We start from the raw sequence: 15,532 nt of genomic DNA, 5'->3' as shown, positions 1-15,532 counted from the left end.
GGGCCCCGCGATGACTTCTCTCGACCTGTCGACGATCCTGCCGGAAGCGGCGCTGTCGATCTTTGCGCTGGCCGCGCTGATGCTGGGGGCGTTTTTCGGCAAGGACCGGATCGCCGGCGCCGTGCTGTGGCTGACCGTCGCGGCGCTGCTGGCGGCCGCCTTTGCGGTCGGCTGGACCGGGCGCGCGGACGGGCAGGCCTTCTTCGGCATGTTCATCGACGACGCCTTCGCCCGCTTCGCCAAGGTCACCGTCCTGCTGTCCGCCGCCGCCGTCCTGGCGATGAGCGTCGGTTACCTGACCCGCAACGGCATGATGCGGTTCGAGCTGCCGATCCTGATCGTGCTGGCCGTGGTCGGCATGATGGTCATGGTCTCGGCCGGAGACCTGCTGTCGCTCTACATGGGGCTCGAGCTGCAGTCGCTCGCGCTGTATGTCGTGGCCGCCATGCGCCGCGACAGCGTGCGCTCGTCCGAGGCGGGGCTGAAGTATTTCGTCCTCGGCTCGCTGTCCTCGGGGATGCTGCTTTATGGCGCCTCGCTGGTCTACGGCTTTGCCGGGACCACCAACCTCGCCGGCATCGCCCAGGTCGTCCATCAGGGCGCGCTGCCGATGGGGCTGCTGTTCGGGCTGGTGTTCCTGCTGGTCGGGCTGGCGTTCAAGGTCTCGGCGGTGCCGTTCCACATGTGGACGCCCGACGTGTATGAAGGCTCGCCGACCCCGGTGACGGCGTTCTTCGCCACCGCGCCCAAGGTCGCGGCGATGGCGCTGATCGCGCGGCTGATGTGGGGCGCCTTCGGCAACGTGCCGGGCGACTGGGGTCAGATCATCGCGGTGATGGCGGTGCTGTCGATGTTCCTGGGCTCGATCGCCGGCATCGGGCAGCGCGACATCAAGCGGCTGATGGCCTATTCCTCGATCGCGCATATGGGCTTTGCCCTGATCGGACTGGCCGCCGGGACCGCCTTCGGCGTGCAGGCGATGCTGATCTACATGGCGATCTACGTGGTGATGAACGTCGGCACCTTCGCCTTCATCCTGTCGATGGAACGCGACGGCCGTCCGGTCACAGCGCTGAGCGACCTGAACCTGCTGGCCCGCACCGAGCCGCTGAAGGCGATCGCGATGGTGATCCTGCTGTTCTCGCTGGCCGGCGTGCCCCCGATGCTGGGCTTCTTCGCCAAGTTCGCGGTGATGAAGGCCGCCGTCGACGCGAACATGAGCTGGCTGGCGGTGCTGGGCGTGATCGCTTCGGTCATCGGCGCGTTCTATTACCTGCGCATGGTCTATTACTTGTGGTTCGGGTCCGAGCCCGATGGCGTGGTCGAAACCCGGATGGGCGGCGTGCAGTGGCTGGCGCTGATGGGCGCCACGGCGATCACGCTGTTCGGGGCCTTCACCCTGTTCGGCACTGACCGTGCAGCGGAGCGCGCTGCCGCGTCGCTGGTGGTCGCCGAGGCCGCGCCGGTCGCGGACCCCGTCGCCGTCGCCACGGCGCCCGTTGACTGAGTCCCCGGACTGGCCGGCGGGGGTTGCGCGCCATGTGCTGCCCCGCATCGACAGCACCAATGCCGAGGCGCTGCGCCTGGCCGCCACATTGTCCGGCCCGACCTGGATCATGGCGCGCGAACAGACCGCCGGGCGGGGCCGGCGCGGCCGCGCCTGGCGCGACCCGCAGGGGAACCTGGCCGCGACCCTGCTGATCCGGCCGACCGGCTCTCCCGCGGACGCCTCGCTGTACAGCTTCGTCGCCGCCCTGGCACTGCACGAGGCGCTGGTCGCCACCTGCGGGCCGGCCGCCCGGGTGCAGATCAAATGGCCCAACGACGGGCTGCTGAACGGCGGCAAGGTCGCCGGCATCCTGCTGGAAAGCGCGGGGCAGGGGGCACGGGTCACGGCCCTGGCGATCGGCATCGGCGTGAACCTCGCCGCCGCCCCCGACCCCACAACGCTCGAACCCGGAGCGACGCCCCCCGTGTCGGTGCTGGGCGAAACCGGCCACGCGGTCACCGCCGACCAGTTCCTGGACCTGCTCGCCCCCGCCTTCGCCCGCTGGCAGGCGCAGCTGGAAACCTGGGGCTTCGCCCCGATCCGCAGCGCCTGGCTGGCCCGCGCCGCGCGGCTGGGGCAGCCCGTCACCGCCCGGACAGGCCGCGACACCCGCCACGGCACCTTCGAGGGCATCGACGACAGCGGCGCCCTGATCCTTACCACCCCGGCCGGGCGCGAGACGATCCCCGCCGCCGACATCCATTTCCACGAGGCCTGAATGCTGCTGTGCATCGACACCGGCAACACCAACTCGATGTTCTCGATCTGGGACGGCGAGAAGTTCCTGTCGACCTGGCGCATCGCCACGGACCACCGGCGCACGGCGGACGAATACTACGTCTGGCTGCGCTCGCTGATTGGGCTGCACCAGCTGGACGTGACCATCGACCAGTGCATCATCAGCTCGACTGTGCCGCGGGTGGTCTTCAACCTGCGGGTGCTGTGCAACCGCTATTTCGACACCCGCCCGCTGGTGGTGGGCAAGCCCGACTGCCTGCTGCCGGCGCCGCCGCGCGTCGATCCGGGCGCGGTGGTGGGGCCGGACCGGATCGTCAACACCTGGGCGGCCTTCGACCGCTATGGGCCCGACCTGACGGTGGTGGATTTCGGCACCGCCACCACCTTCGACGTGGTGGGCCATGACGGCGCCTATGTGGGCGGCGTGATCGCGCCCGGCGTGAACCTGTCGCTTGAGGCGCTGCACATGGGGGCGGCGTCGCTGCCTCATGTCGATGTGACCCGGCCGGCGCAGGTGATCGGCACGAATACGGTTGCGTGCATCCAGTCCGGCGTGTTCTGGGGCTATACCGGCCTGGTGCGCGAGATCTGCGGCCGCATCGCCGAGGAACGCGGGCGGGCGTTGAAGATCATCGCCACCGGCGGTCTGGCTGCGCTGTTCGACCAGACCGAGGGTCTGTTCGACAGCTGGGACGACGATTTGACCATCCACGGGCTGCGGCTCATCCATGACTTCAACAGGGAGGCGGGAAATGTCTGAACGTCTGATCTATCTGCCGCTGGGCGGCGCGGGCGAAATCGGCATGAACGCCTATGTCTATGGCTACGGCCCGGCAGGGCGCGAGCGGCTGATCCTCGTCGATCTGGGGGTGACCTTCGGCGACATGGACAGCGCGCCGGGCATCGACCTCATCATGCCCGACCTGCGCTGGCTGGAAGACAACCGCGACCGGCTCGAGGCGATCTTCATCACCCACGGGCATGAGGATCACGTCGGCGCCCTGGGCCTGCTGTGGAACCGCCTGCGGGTGCCGGTCTATGCCCGCAAGTTCACCGGCACGCTGGCCCGGATGAAGATGGAGGAAGCCGGCCAGCCGCTGGACCGGCTGCGCATCGTCGCCCCGCGCCCCGAGACGGTGCAGGCGGGCCCGTTCGCGGTCCAGTTCGTGCCGGTCAGCCACTCGATCCCGGAAAGCGCCGCGCTGATCATCGACACGCCGGCCGGCCGGATCGTCCACACCGGCGACTTCAAGCTGGACGGGACGCCGGTGGTGGGCGAGGCGTTCGACCCGATCATGTGGCACGACATCGCGCAGGAACGCCCGATCAAGGCGCTGGCCTGCGATTCCACCAACGTCTTCAGCCCCAATCCCGGCCGATCCGAGGCGCTGCTGGCCAACCCGCTGCTGGATTTCGTCATGGCCCAGCGGCAGATGGTGGTGGCGACGACCTTTGCGTCCAACGTCGCGCGGCTCAAGACGCTGGCCGATGCCGGCACCGCCGCCGGGCGCAGGATCTGCCTGCTGGGGCGGGCGATGCGCAAGATGGTGACCGCGGCCATCGAGACCGGCGTGCTGCGCGATTTCCCCAAGGTGATCGGCCCAGACGAGGCGGCCGAGCTGCCGCGCGACAAGGTGATGCTGATCGTCACCGGGTCGCAGGGCGAACGCCGCGCCGCCTCGATGCAGCTGTCGATGGGCAAGTACCTCGGGATCCAGCTGAAAGAGGGCGACACCTTCCTGTTTTCCAGCCGCACCATCCCCGGCAACGAGCGGCCGGTGATCCGGATCATGAACAACCTCAGCCGGCTGGGGGTGGACGTCTATGACCCCGATGACGGGATGTATCACGTCTCGGGCCACGCAAACCGCCCCGATCTCGAGGCGATCCACGACCTCTTGAAGCCGCAGATCCTGATCCCGATGCATGGCGAGCACATGCATCTGCGCGAGCACATGAAGATCGGCCGCGGCAAGGGCATGGCGTCCGAGATCGTGACCAACGGCATGATGATGGACCTGACCGGCGACACGCTGCGGCAGGTGGACGACGTGCCCACCGGCCGCATCTATCTGGACGGCACGGTGCTGATCGGGGCGATGGACGGGGTGGTGCGCGACCGCATCCGCATGGCGCTGAACGGCCACGCCACCGTGTCCGTCATCATCGACGAGAACGACGACCCGCTGCCCGACGCCTGGGTCGAGACGATGGGTCTGGCCGCCACCGGCCGCGCCGGCGTGCCGCTGGCCCGCCACATCGAAAGCGAGCTGGCGGATTACCTCGAACGTGTCGATGCGCGCACCGTCATGGACGACAGGAAGCTGGACGATGGTCTGCGCCGCATCGTGCGCCAGGCCGCCATGGACGAGATCGGCAAGAAGCCCGAGGTCAAGGTCATCATCTCGCGGCTGGCGGCCGACTGATGCTGTGGCTGGCCGCCCTCGGCTGTGCGCTGGTGTGCCTTGCGGCGGGGCTCGCCACCGCCGCGGCGCCGCGGGACAGCCGGACGCTGCTGCTGACGGCGGTGCAACTGGTCGGCGGCGCGGGCCTGGGCTGGCTGGTCGGCTGGCTGCTGGGCCTGACCCCGGCCGAGATCGCGGCGCTGGTGCTGATCGGCGCGGCGCCGGGGACCATCGCGGCGAACCCGCTGGTGACGCTGTCGGGCGGCGACCTGACGCTGGCCCACGGGCTGACCGCGCTGGGCAGTTTTGCCGCCGTCCTGACGGTCGGCGCGGGTGCCGCATGGGCCGGGGGCAGTTCGGCGGGTCTTTATCTGCTGATCCTGGCCGCGGCGCTGCCGGCCTTCCTGGGCCTGACCCTGCGCGACCGGGTGCCGGTGGCGGTGCACCGGCTGGCGCCGATCCTCGCCGGGCTGGCGCTGGCCGCCATGATCCTCGCCGGGCTCGTCTGGGGCCGCGCCGGGGCGGCGTTCTGGCCCCTGGCCGGCGCGTCGCTGGTGCTGGCGGTGGCGCTGGCCGTGCTTGGGCGGGGCGCCGGTGTTGCGTTGGGGCTGGGCGGTCCGGGCACCGTCACCGCGACGCTGGCCCTGCCGATGCGCAACATCGCGGTACCCATGCTGGCGGGCTTTGCCTCGGGGATCCCGGCGGCGCCGCTGGCGGCGGCGATCTATGGCGTAGTGATGTATCTGCCGGCGCTGGCGCTGGTGATCGCCCGCGCCCTGCGGCGCTGACCGCGGCCGCCGATCAGAGCGCGACCGGGGTCCAGTCCCGCATGCGGTTGCGAAACCAGCTGCGCTGGCTCTTGGCATATTGCCGCGTCGCGATCACCGCGCGGTCGCGGGCGCCCTTCAGCGTCAGCTTGCCGTCCTGATGCGCCTTCAGTTCTGCCGCCCCGATCGCGCGGGTCCATTGCGCGCGCGGCTCCCAGAAGGGCGCAACCCGGCGGACCTCGTCCACCGCGCCCTCGGCCAGCATCGCATCGAAGCGCTGGGCGATTCGGTCGGCGAGCCGGTCGCGGTCCACGGTCAGGACCAGCCGCTGCGCCTCGGCCGGGTCGATCAGGGGGGCAGGCGTGTCGGCCTGCCAGTCCACCAGGCCCCGGCCGGTCGCGGCCAGCACCTCCCACGCGCGCTGGACGCGGGCGGGGTTCAGCCGGTCGATGCGGTCGCGGGTAGGCTCGTCCAGCGCCGCCAGCATCCGCGCCAGACCGTCCGGCCCGGCCAGCAGCTTGTCGCCCTCGGCGCGGATGGCTGAGGGCACGGGCGGGATCACCGCCAGCCCCTCGGTCAGCGTCGTCAGGTAAAGCCCGGTCCCGCCGGCGATCACCAGCCGCGCGCCGGTGGCCCGCAGCGCCGCGACCTCGGCCAGCCAGTCACCGACCGAATAACTGCGGCCGGGCGCGACGTGGCCATACAGCGCGTGCGGCACGGCGGCCTCGTCGGCGACCGAGGGGCGGGCGGTCAGCACCCGCCAGCAGGACCAGACCTGCAGCGCGTCGGCATTGACCACCACCCCGCCGATGCGCTGCGCGATGGCCAGCGCCAGCGCCGATTTGCCCGCCGCGGTGGGGCCCGCGATCAGCACCGGCCGGTCGGGATCGATGCCCGCCGCCACGCGCCGGAACGTCGCAAGCGCATCGCGGTCGGTTGGGCGGGCGGCGGTGTTGAACATGCCGCCTATCTGCGCCATTTTGCCCGCCGATGAAACCACGGGGGCCTGACGATGACCGACGCCACTGAAAATCCCCCCGCATCCCGGTCCGACCAGCCCGGCAGCTATCAGCGCGTGATGCTCAAGATCTCGGGCGAGGCGCTGATGGGCGACCAGGGCTTCGGCCTGCACCCGCCGACCGTTCAGCGCATCGCTGACGAGGTGAAGACCGTCCACGACATGGGCGTCGAGATCTGCATGGTGATCGGCGGCGGCAATATCTTCCGCGGGCTGCAGGGTAGCGCGCAGGGGATGGAGCGCGCGACCGCCGACTACATGGGGATGCTCGCCACGGTGATGAACGCGCTGGCGATGCAGTCCGCGCTGGAGGCCAAGGGCCTGTATGTCCGCGTCATCTCGGCCATCCGCATGGACGAGGTCGCCGAGCCCTATATCCGCCGCCGCGCCGTCCGGCACCTGGAAAAGAAGCGCATCGTGATCTTTGCCGCCGGCACCGGGAACCCGTATTTCACCACCGACACCGCCGCCACGCTGCGCGCCAACGAGATGAACTGCCAGGCGATCTTCAAGGGCACCAAGGTGGACGGGGTCTATGACAAGGACCCCAAGAAGCACGCCGACGCTGTCCGCTATGACAACGTCACCTATGACGAGGTGCTGCAGAAACACCTCAACGTGATGGACGCCTCGGCCATCGCCCTGGCGCGCGACAACAACCTGCCGATCATCGTGTTCTCGCTGGACGAGCCGGGCGGCTTCCGCGGCATCCTGTCGGGCACCGGCACTTATACGCGCGTGCATGGCTGAAACCTTTGCCAAGCCCCCGCGCTTTGGGTAGAAATCTCGGAAACGACCAGAAAAGACGGGCAGGCAGGCCGACATGAGCGACGACATCGACATCGACACCGACGATCTGGAACGGCGGATGAAGGGCGCAATGGACGCGCTGCGGCATGAATTCGCCTCGCTGCGCACCGGGCGCGCCTCGGCCAGCATGATCGATCCGATCACCGTCGACGCCTATGGCTCGCCCACCCCGATCAACCAGGTCGGCACGGTCAACGTGCCGGAACCGCGTATGGTGACGATCAACGTCTGGGACAAGGCGCTGGTCGGCAAGGTCGAAAAGGCGATCCGCGAAAGCGGGCTAGGGATCAACCCGCAGTTGAACGGCACCATCATCATGCTGCCGATCCCCGAGCTGAACGAGGAACGCCGCAAGGAACTGACCAAGGTCGCCGCCGGCTATGCCGAACACGCCCGGGTCGCGGTCCGCAACGTGCGGCGCGACGGCATGGACCAGATCAAGAAGGCCAAGGGCAAGGGCATGTCCGAGGACGACCAGAAATTCTGGGAAAGCTCGGTGCAGGACCTGACCGACAAGGCCATCGCCGAGGTCGACAAGGCGCTGGAAGCGAAGCAAGCCGAAATCATGCAGGTCTGACCCGGATGGCCGCCGTTCCCGCCGAGGCGCAGGAGTCCGCTGCCGGTCCCGCCGGCCGCCCGCGCCACGTGGCGATCATCATGGACGGCAACGGCCGCTGGGCGACCGAGCGCGGCTGGCCGCGGCTGGTCGGCCACCGCCGCGGGGCCGAGCGGGTCAAGCAGATCGTCCGCGCCTGCCCCGACCTGGGGGTGGACTGGCTCACCGTCTATGCCTTCTCGACCGAGAACTGGAAGCGTTCCACCGAGGAAGTGCTTGGCCTGATGGCGATCTTCGCCCGCTATATCCGGCGCGAGGCCGACGCGATGGCGGCCGAAGGCGTGCGGATGCGCTTCATCGGCGGGCGTGAGCGGCTGGACCCCAAGCTGCAGCAGCTGATGTCGGGGATCGAGGCGCGGACCGCCGGCAACACCCGCCTGAACCTGACCGTGGCGATCAATTACGGCGGCCGGGACGAGCTGACCCGCGCCGCCTCACGGCTCGCACAGCGCCTGACCAGCGGCGAGGTCGCCGCGCCCCCGACCGAGGCCGACCTGGCCGCCTGCCTCGACACCGCCGGCCACCCGGACCCCGACCTGGTCATCCGCACCTCGGGTGAGACGCGGACCTCGAACTTCCTGCCGTTCCAGGCCGCCTATGCGGAATACGAATTCACCCCGGTGCTGTGGCCCGACTTCACCCCGGTGCTGCTGGCCGAGATCCTCGACCGCACGAGCCTTCGGCAGCGCCGCTTCGGCACCGCATGAGCCCGCGCCCGCCGCGCGTGTCCCCGCCCGGCCGCTGGGTCGACCTGGCGCAGCGGGTCGGATCGGCGATGGTGATCCTCGTCCTGGGGACCGGGCTGCTGCTGGCGCCGCCCTGGTGGTCGAGTGTCGGCCTCGCGATCCTGTTCGGGGCGCTGATCTGGGAATTGGCGCGGCTTTCTGCCCCCTCGACCGTGCCGCTGGGCGAACAGTTCCCGGAACCCCGGCCGCGGCCGGGGGACGCGCGGATGGCCTATCTCGTGGCGCTGCTGGCGGCGCTGGTGATGGCGGGGACGCTGCTCGTCTCGGCGTGGTGCGCGCTGGGTTTCCTCGTGCCGCTGGTCCTGGGGCTGCGGATCGCGGACCCACCGCTGCGCCCGGCCTTCGTCGGGAATGCGGTGCTGATGGCGCTGGCGACGGCGGGGCTCGCCTGGGTCCGCGCCACCCACGGGCAGGGGACGGCGTGGTGGATCGTGATCCTCGTCGTGCTGTCCGATGTGCTGGGCTATTTCGTCGGCCGCAGCGTCGGGGGGCCGAAATTCTGGCCCGCGATCAGCCCCAAGAAGACCTGGAGCGGCACGGTCGCCGGCTGGGTCGGGGCGGTGGCGCTGGGGCTGGCGCTGGTCGCCGCCGGGGAGGCCGGCTGGGGCGCGCTCGTCGCCGGGCCGCTGCTGGTCTTTGGCGGGCAGATGGGGGATATCGCCGAAAGCTGGCTCAAGCGCCGGGCGCAGGTCAAGGACAGCTCGCAGCTGATCCCCGGCCACGGAGGGCTGATGGACCGTTTTGACGCAATGGGCGGATCGTTGGCCGCGGCGCTGGTCATGGGGCTGGCGGGCCTGCTGCCGACGATCGGCAGCTGAGATGCGCAGCGTTTCGATCTTTGGCGCCACCGGCTCGATCGGCGACAGCGCGTTCGACCTGCTGACGTCCTCGGGCGGGCCCGAGGCCTGGCGGACCGTCGCGGTGACCGGCGGCCGCAACGTCGCCCGGCTGGCCCAGATGGCCCGCGCGCTGCGGGCCGAGGTCGCGGTGATCGCCGACGAAAGCCTGCTGCCCGACCTGCGCGCGGCGCTGGCCGGAACCGGCACCGAGGCCGCCGCCGGGACCGCCGCCGTCGCCGAGGCCGCCGACCGGCCCGCCGACTGGTCGCTGTCGGCGATCGTGGGCGCGGCGGGGCTGGCGCCGGGGCTGCGGGTGGCGCAGCGTGGCGGGACTCTGGCCCTGGCGAACAAGGAAAGCCTCGTCGCCGCGGGGCCGCTGCTGATGGGCACCGCGGCCCGGACCAACGCCACCATCCTGCCGGTCGATTCCGAACATTCCGCGGTGTTTCAGTGCCTTGACGCGGGCAATCTCGACGCCGTCGCGTCCGTCACCCTGACCGCCTCGGGCGGCGCCTTCCGCGACTGGCCGCTGGAACGGCTGGCCGAGGCGACGGTGGACCAGGCCTCGTCGCATCCCAACTGGGCGATGGGCCAGCGGATCACCATCGACAGCGCCAGCATGTTCAACAAGGCGCTTGAGGTCATCGAGGCGCACGAGTTCTTCGGCCTGCCCGCCGACCGGATCGCGGTGCTGGTCCACCCCGAATCCATCGTTCACGCGCTGGTCACCTATGTTGACGGCGGCACGCTGGCGCATCTGGGGCCGCCCGACATGCGCCACGCCATCGGCCACGCGCTGCACTGGCCGCGGCGGCGGAAGCTGCCTCTGCCCCGGCTGGACCTCGCGGCGCTGGGCAGCCTGACCTTCCGCGCGCCCTGCGAGACGCGCTGGCCGGCGCTGGCGCTGGCGCGGCAGGTGATCGCGGCGGGGGGCGCCGCGGGCGCGGTGCTGAACGCGGCCAAGGAGCAGGCGCTGGACGATTTCATCGCCGGGCGCATCCGCTTCACCGACATGGCCCCGGCCGTCGCCCATGCGCTGGACCGCGCCGCCGGGCGAGCGGGTTTTTCGGTCAGCCCCGACAGCCTCGAGGCGGTGATGGCCTGGGACGCGCAGGCCCGCCGCGACGCCGCAGCATGGAGCGTGGCCGCATGATCTCGGACCTCATCGCGCAGACCGGCGGGCTGGCCTGGACCGTCATCGCCTTCGTCGTCGCGCTGTCGATCATCGTCGGCGTCCACGAATTCGGGCACTACATCGTCGGCCGCTGGTCCGGCATCCGGGCCGAGGTGTTCTCGCTGGGCTTCGGCCCGCGGCTGCTGTCGCGCCGCGACCGGCGCGGGACGCTGTGGCAGATCGCGGCGATCCCGCTGGGCGGCTATGTCCGCTTTCTGGGCGACGACAACGCCGCCAGCGCCGGGCCGGGCCGGGCGGTCGATCCAGCACTGGCGCGGCAGACGCTGGGCGGGGCGCCGCTATGGGCGCGGTTCGCGACCGTGGCCGCGGGGCCGGTCTTCAACTTCATCCTCGCCGCGCTGGTCTTTGCCGGGGTGATCCTGTGGCAGGGCATCGCGACCGAGCGGGTCATCGTCGGCGACGTCGCCCCCGCCCCGCCGGGGATCGTCAACGACCTGCGTGCGGGCGACGAGGTCCTGGCCGTCGGCGGTCAGCCCGTGGCCGGCTGGCCCGACCTGTTCCGGCTGACCGACAGCCTGCCCCCGGCGGCGCAGCAGGACTGGCGCATCCGCCGCGACGGGGCCGAACTGACCGTCCGCGCCCCCGATCCCGCGCCGCCCCGCATCTCGGGCGTGGCGCCCCGCAGTGCCGCCTCGACCGCCGATCTGCGCCCGGGCGACGTCATCCTGGCCGTCGAGGGCCGGCCGATCAGCCGCTTCACCGAGCTGCGCCCCGCCGTCGAGGCCGCCGAGGGCCGCGGCGTCACCCTGCGGGTCTGGCGCGAGGGGGTGGGCGAGACCGATTTCGTGCTAGTCCCTCGCGAACAGGACCTGCCGACCGCCGACGGATTTGAAAAGCGCTGGCTGATCGGGGTGACCGGCGGCGAAGGCTATCTGCGCCCCGCCACCCGCACCCCCGGCCCGTTCGAGGCGCTGGCGATGGGCGCGCGGCAGACCTGGGACGTGGTCTGGGGCTCGCTCACCGGCATCTGGGCGATGATCACGGGCCAGATCGGGCGCTGCAACCTGTCCGGCGCGATCTCCATCGCCGAGGTCGCGGGCGACGCGGCCAGCGCCGGGGCCGGCAACTTCTTCTGGCTGGTCGCCGTGCTGTCGGCGGGGATCGGGCTTCTGAACCTGCTGCCGATCCCGGTTCTGGATGGCGGGCATCTGATGTTCTATGGGTGGGAGGCCGTCGCCGGCCGCCCGCCCTCGGCGCGGGTGATGGATTTCCTGACCCGCGGCGGGATGGCGCTGGTGCTGGTGCTGATGCTGTTTGGACTCTCCAACGACATCATGTGCCGCTGAGGGCGGGTTTCATTTTGACAGCATGCCCCGCGAAGGGTTAATCCTGCCTGCAAATGCGACCGGGGAAATCCGGCGCGGGCGGCCATGCGCGAGGGGCGGGCAATGACGGACAAGACACGGGTCATGGGCGCGCGGGCGCTGGTATCGGGGCTGGCGGTGGCCGCCATGCTGGGCGCCGCGCTGCCGGCCGCCGCGGCGGTCTATACGCAGGTCCGGCTGGAAGGCGCGCAGGGCGTGGACGCTGAAACCGCGCTGTCGCTGGCCAATATCCGCCGCGGCGCCGACCTGTCGCCGGGCGATCTGAACGACGCCCAGCAGCGCCTGCAGCAATCCGGCCTGTTCGAGACGGTCGAGATCGTCCCCCAGGGCAGCACCCTGGTCATCCGGGTCAGCGAATTTCCCACCATCAACGTGGTGAACTTCGAGGGCAACCGCCGGCTCAAGGACGACAAGCTGGCCGAGATCGTCCAGTCGAAATCGCGCCGGGTGTTCTCGCCCAGCCAGGCCGAACAGGACGCGCAGGCGATCGCCGCGGCCTATGCCTCGGAAGGGCGCTACGCCGCCCGCGTCGATCCGCGCATCATCCGCCGCCCCAACAACCGCGTCGATCTGGTGTTCGAGGTCCGCGAGGGCGACCTGACCGAAATCGAGCGCATCGGCTTTACCGGCAACCGCGCCTTTTCGGACCGCCGCCTGCGCAACGTGTTGTCCACCAAGCAGGCGGGTATCCTGCGGACCTTCATCCGCCGCGACGTCTATGCGCCGGAACGCACGCAGCTGGACGAACAGCTGCTGACCGACTTCTACCGCTCGCGCGGGTATGCCGATTTCAAGGTCCAGGCCGTCGCCCCCGAGGTGACGCGCGAACGCGACGCCTTCTATGTGACCTACAACATCTACGAAGGCCCGCGCTTTACCTTTGGCCGCGTCGATGTGGTCAGCGAGATCCCCGGCGTCGATGCCGGCCCTTACAGCGCGCTGAACCGGGTCAGGCCGGGGCAGGTCTACAGCCCGCAGGTGGTCGAACAGACCATCCAGCGGATGGAGGCGCTGGCGATCCAGCAGGGCGTGGACTTCGTCAGCTTCGAACCGCGCGTCACCCGGAACATGCGCAACCAGACACTGGACCTGACCTTTGCCCTGATCCGCGGCCCGCGCGTCTTCGTCGAACGCATCGACATCGAGGGCAACACCACGACCCTGGACGAGGTCATCCGGCGCCAGTTCAACACCGTCGAAGGCGACCCCTTCAACCCGCGCGAGATCCGCAATTCGGCCGAACGCATCCGCGCGCTGGGCTATTTCAGCGACGCGCAGGTGGAAACCCGCGAGGGGTCCAGCACCCAGCAGGTCATCGTCGATGTGAACGTCGAGGAACAGCCGACCGGCAGCCTCGGCTTTGGCGCCAGCTACGGCGCGTCGGCGGGGATAGGCTTCAACGCCTCGCTGACCGACACCAACTTCCTCGGCCGCGGGCAGACCGTCGATCTGTCGTTTTCGACCGCCAGCGGGTCGCAGAGCTTCGATTTCAGCTTCATCGAGCCGTATTTCCTGGGCCGCGACCTCAAGGCCAAGTTCTCGGCCTGGTACCGGACCTCGGATTACAACAACGCCAAGTTCAACACCCGCAGCGCCGGGTTCTCGCCGGCGATCGAGTTCCCGGTCAGCCCCAACGGCCGGGTCGAGCTGCGCTATCGGCTCAGCAAGGACAAGCTGTTCGACGTCGATCCGGTCCAGCTGTCGCCGGAAAGCGGCGAATGGACGGGGTCGTCGCCGATCCTCGTCGCCGAACAGGGCGAACGGGTGACCTCGGCGCTGGGCTACAGCTATTCCTATGACAGCCGGATCGCCGCGATCAGCCCGCTGACCTCATACAAGCTGCGCTTCAACCAGGACTTCGCCGGGGTGGGCGGGGACGTGCAGTCGGTCACCTCGACCATGTCCGCGGGCGTCGAAAGCCGCGCCTGGCGCGAAGAGGTGACGCTGCGGGCCGAATTCGAGGCCGGCGCGCTGCACATGCTGGGCGACGAGGACAGCCGCATCACCGACCGCTTCCGCGGCAGCGGCCGGATCCGCGGGTTCGAGGCGAACGGCTATGGCCCCCGCGACCTGAACGCGCCGAACGAGGACGCGCTGGGCGGCAACTATTTCTGGGCCGTCCGCGCCGAGGCGCAGTTCCCGGTCGGCCTGCCCGAGGAATACGGCATCACCGGCGGCATCTTTGCCGATGCCGGCTCGGTCTGGGGGCTGGACAACGCCGCCGGCTATGACCGCGATTCCAACGACCGCGACGGCGACGGCAACTTCACCGAGGTGGTGGACGGGACGGTCGACGACAGCATGAAGGTGCGCGCCTCGGTCGGGGTGTCGATGTTCTGGACGACGCCGATCGGACCGCTGCGCTTCAACTTCTCGAAGGCGGTCAAGAAGGAAGACTACGACAAGGACCAGCCCTTCGACCTGTCGATCTCGACCAAGTTCTGATGCGCGGCCGTCCTGGGGGGCAATGGGCGGTGGCAGCGGCGCTGCTGAGCGTGCTTGCCGCCTCCGTCCTTGCCGTGCCCGCCCTGGCCCAGTCGCCGGATACCGCCCAAAGCCCGCGCCCCCGCCCGGCGCAGCTGGGCCAGCAGGCCGAGGCGCCGGCTGCGGCAGCAGCTGACGCCTCGCCCGCTCCCGTCACCGCGACTGCGGCGGATGCCGAGGCGCTGGGCGGTCCGCCGGGGGCGGCGACCGACCCCGGGTCGCCGCCGGCCAATCCGCCCCTGCGCGTCGCCCCGAGCGCCGGTGGGGCGGCTGCGGGGGCCCTGGCGCAGGCCGTGCTGACCGTCGATCAGGAGGCGATCTATCGCCAGTCCCGCTGGGGCCAGCGCGCACAGCAGGAAATCGCAGCGCAGTCGCGCCAGGTCGCGGCCGACAACGAACGCGCCTTTGCCGAGCTGGTCGCCGACGAGGACGCGCTGACCGCCGCCCGCGCGACGCTGTCGCCGGATGAATTTCGCAGCCGCGCCACCGCCTTCGACGAGCGGGTGACGGCGGTGCGCACCGAACGCGACGCCGCGCGCGAGGCGCTGGCCGCGATGGCCGAACGCGACCGGGCGATCTTCTTCCAGGCCGCGGCGCCGGTGCTGGGCCGGATCATGTCGGCGCGCGGCGCCCTGGTGGTGCTGGACCAGCGCACCGTGCTGATCTCGGACGAGCGCACCGACATCACCGCCGCCACCGTGGCCGCGCTGGACGCGGAGCTTGGCGACGGGAGCGACATGGTCGCCGCCGCGATCAAGGCCGCCGCGGAGGCGGGGGCCGAGACCTCGGGGCCGGCCGGAACGGATGGGACGGCCGCGGCTGCGCCGGACGAGGCGGGTGGCGCCGATGCGACCACTCCGACTGGGGCCCAGGCAACCCCTCCCGCCGCGGCCGTCCCCCCCCCGGGGGGCGGGCATGGCGATCGAGGATGCGTGGACGCTCGCCGCCTGTCTGGATGCCGACGGCGACCAGCCCCGCGCGCTCGCCCGCTATCAGGCGCTGCGCCGCGACCGCTGCGTGCGGATCGTGGAGGCCGCGAC

General features: G+C 70.6%; 14 protein-coding genes. 13 read left to right on the top strand and 1 reads right to left on the bottom strand.

What is annotated here, in order from left to right:
- Positions 1-10 precede the first annotated feature (10 nt).
- The 5 genes from nuoN to IC63_RS05640 are packed head-to-tail and all read left to right on the top strand — an operon-like array spanning position 11 to position 5,480.
- Entirely contained in the window at positions 11-1,507 is a 1,497-nt protein-coding gene (gene nuoN / locus IC63_RS05660; protein ID WP_036717786.1) for an NADH-quinone oxidoreductase subunit NuoN, read from the top strand.
- Entirely contained in the window at positions 1,500-2,267 is a 768-nt protein-coding gene (locus IC63_RS05655; RefSeq protein ID WP_036717785.1) for a biotin--[acetyl-CoA-carboxylase] ligase, read from the top strand. Before nuoN ends, IC63_RS05655 begins: the two co-directional genes overlap by 8 nt.
- The gene (locus IC63_RS05650; protein WP_036717784.1) at positions 2,268-3,047 is read left to right on the top strand and encodes a type III pantothenate kinase; all 780 of its coding nucleotides are present in this window, start codon (positions 2,268-2,270) and stop codon (positions 3,045-3,047) included.
- On the top strand, positions 3,040-4,713 hold the full coding sequence (locus tag IC63_RS05645; protein ID WP_036717782.1) for a ribonuclease J: 1,674 nt from the start codon (positions 3,040-3,042) through the stop codon (positions 4,711-4,713). The genes IC63_RS05650 and IC63_RS05645 overlap by 8 nt, the downstream gene beginning before the upstream one ends.
- Complete coding sequence (locus tag IC63_RS05640) at positions 4,713-5,480, top strand: bile acid:sodium symporter family protein (protein WP_036717780.1); 768 nt, start codon at positions 4,713-4,715, stop codon at positions 5,478-5,480. Before IC63_RS05645 ends, IC63_RS05640 begins: the two co-directional genes overlap by 1 nt.
- A gap of 13 nt (positions 5,481-5,493) precedes the next feature.
- On the opposite strand, the gene miaA is transcribed toward IC63_RS05640, so the two are convergent.
- Complete coding sequence (miaA, locus tag IC63_RS05635; RefSeq protein WP_084115526.1) at positions 5,494-6,420, bottom strand: tRNA (adenosine(37)-N6)-dimethylallyltransferase MiaA; 927 nt, start codon at positions 6,418-6,420, stop codon at positions 5,494-5,496.
- A 51-nt stretch (positions 6,421-6,471) separates the two neighbouring features.
- Between miaA and pyrH the strand changes: the two genes are divergently transcribed.
- The 8 genes from pyrH to IC63_RS18700 form a co-directional block, all read left to right on the top strand.
- Positions 6,472-7,227 carry a UMP kinase gene (gene pyrH / locus IC63_RS05630; RefSeq protein WP_084115518.1) on the top strand — a complete coding sequence of 252 codons (756 nt, stop codon included), beginning with the start codon at positions 6,472-6,474 and terminating at the stop codon, positions 7,225-7,227.
- Positions 7,228-7,300: 73 nt separating this feature from the next.
- On the top strand, positions 7,301-7,864 hold the full coding sequence (gene frr / locus IC63_RS05625) for a ribosome recycling factor (RefSeq protein WP_036717779.1): 564 nt from the start codon (positions 7,301-7,303) through the stop codon (positions 7,862-7,864).
- Between the two features lie 5 nt (positions 7,865-7,869).
- Positions 7,870-8,610, top strand: coding sequence for a polyprenyl diphosphate synthase (gene uppS, locus IC63_RS05620; RefSeq protein ID WP_036717778.1), 741 nt, complete (start codon positions 7,870-7,872; stop codon positions 8,608-8,610).
- Positions 8,607-9,467 carry a phosphatidate cytidylyltransferase gene (locus IC63_RS05615; protein WP_052041910.1) on the top strand — a complete coding sequence of 287 codons (861 nt, stop codon included), beginning with the start codon at positions 8,607-8,609 and terminating at the stop codon, positions 9,465-9,467. Before uppS ends, IC63_RS05615 begins: the two co-directional genes overlap by 4 nt.
- Before the next feature lies 1 nt (position 9,468).
- Positions 9,469-10,641, top strand: a complete 1,173-nt coding sequence (dxr, locus tag IC63_RS05610) for a 1-deoxy-D-xylulose-5-phosphate reductoisomerase (RefSeq protein WP_036717776.1) — start codon at positions 9,469-9,471, stop codon at positions 10,639-10,641.
- A complete protein-coding gene (rseP, locus tag IC63_RS05605) occupies positions 10,638-11,969 on the top strand; it encodes an RIP metalloprotease RseP (protein WP_036717870.1) in 1,332 nt (443 codons plus the stop codon). The genes dxr and rseP overlap by 4 nt, the downstream gene beginning before the upstream one ends.
- A gap of 102 nt (positions 11,970-12,071) precedes the next feature.
- The gene (gene bamA / locus IC63_RS05600; protein ID WP_156965367.1) at positions 12,072-14,453 is read left to right on the top strand and encodes an outer membrane protein assembly factor BamA; all 2,382 of its coding nucleotides are present in this window, start codon (positions 12,072-12,074) and stop codon (positions 14,451-14,453) included.
- A gap of 29 nt (positions 14,454-14,482) precedes the next feature.
- On the top strand, positions 14,483-15,532 hold a 1,050-nt coding region (locus IC63_RS18700; protein WP_332257738.1), incomplete at its 3' end, for an OmpH family outer membrane protein.

The sequence above is a fragment of the Paracoccus sphaerophysae genome, assembly GCF_000763805.1.
GTDB classification, from domain to species: domain Bacteria; phylum Pseudomonadota; class Alphaproteobacteria; order Rhodobacterales; family Rhodobacteraceae; genus Paracoccus; species Paracoccus sphaerophysae.
The sequence above is the reverse complement of the archived record's forward strand: the minus strand, read 5'-3'. Positions and strand labels throughout refer to the sequence as shown.